This window comes from Paenibacillus sp. VT-400 (genome assembly GCF_001029205.1).
GTDB classification, from domain to species: domain Bacteria; phylum Bacillota; class Bacilli; order Paenibacillales; family Paenibacillaceae; genus Paenibacillus; species Paenibacillus amylolyticus.
This window is the reverse complement of record NZ_LELF01000010.1, coordinates 1-697: the sequence shown is the minus strand read 5'-3', so window position 1 is coordinate 697 and position 697 is coordinate 1. Positions and strand designations below refer to the sequence as shown.

At 49.2% G+C, this 697-nt stretch carries 1 rRNA gene and 1 pseudogene; both read left to right on the top strand.

Annotation, left to right across the window (positions count from 1 at the left end):
• Positions 1 to 63: 63 nt before the first annotated feature.
• Positions 64 to 336: pseudogene (locus tag EL84_RS32890) on the top strand (enolase C-terminal domain-like protein); the annotation flags it as partial.
• A 23S ribosomal RNA gene (locus EL84_RS00045) occupies positions 322 to 697 on the top strand; the annotation flags it as partial. The pseudogene EL84_RS32890 and the gene EL84_RS00045, both read left to right, overlap by 15 nt.

Genomic DNA, 697 nt, shown 5'->3' with positions numbered 1-697 from the left:
GTACCGGTCCTCTGGGTACTGGCTTCTGGTGATACTGAAAAAGACATTGCTGAAGCACAAAAGATGCTGGCTGCAAAACGCCATAACTTCTTCAAGCTAAAAATCGGTTCACGTCCAGTAGAAGCAGATGTTGAACATGTTCTGGCAATTAAAAAAGCCTTAGGCAATGACGTTTCTATTCGTGTAGATGTAAACCGTGCCTGGTCAGAGCTAGATGCGATTAAGGGCATTACTCTACTACAGGAAGGTGGCGTTGACCTGATTGAACAGCCTTGTGCTATTGACAATATTGATGCCATGCAACGTCTGACCCGTCGCTTTGATATTGCCATTATGGCCGATGAATCACTGATGGGGCCAAGCACTGCCTATAAGCTGGCTCGTACTAATGCACGGAACTGCCTCGGGGAGCTGTAAGCAAGCTTTGATCCGGGGGTGTCCGAATGGGGAAACCCAGCTGGGGTAATTTCCAGTTACTCATAACTGAATACATAGGTTGTGTAGAGGCATACCAGGGGAACTGAAACATCTAAGTACCCTGAGGAAGAGAAAACAATAGTGATTCCGTCAGTAGCGGCGAGCGAACGCTGAGTACGTGGACGTAGACCCGAAACCGGGTGATCTACCCCTGTCCAGGGTGAAGGTGCGGTAACACGCACTGGAGGCCCGAACCCACGCATGTTGAAAAATGCGGGGA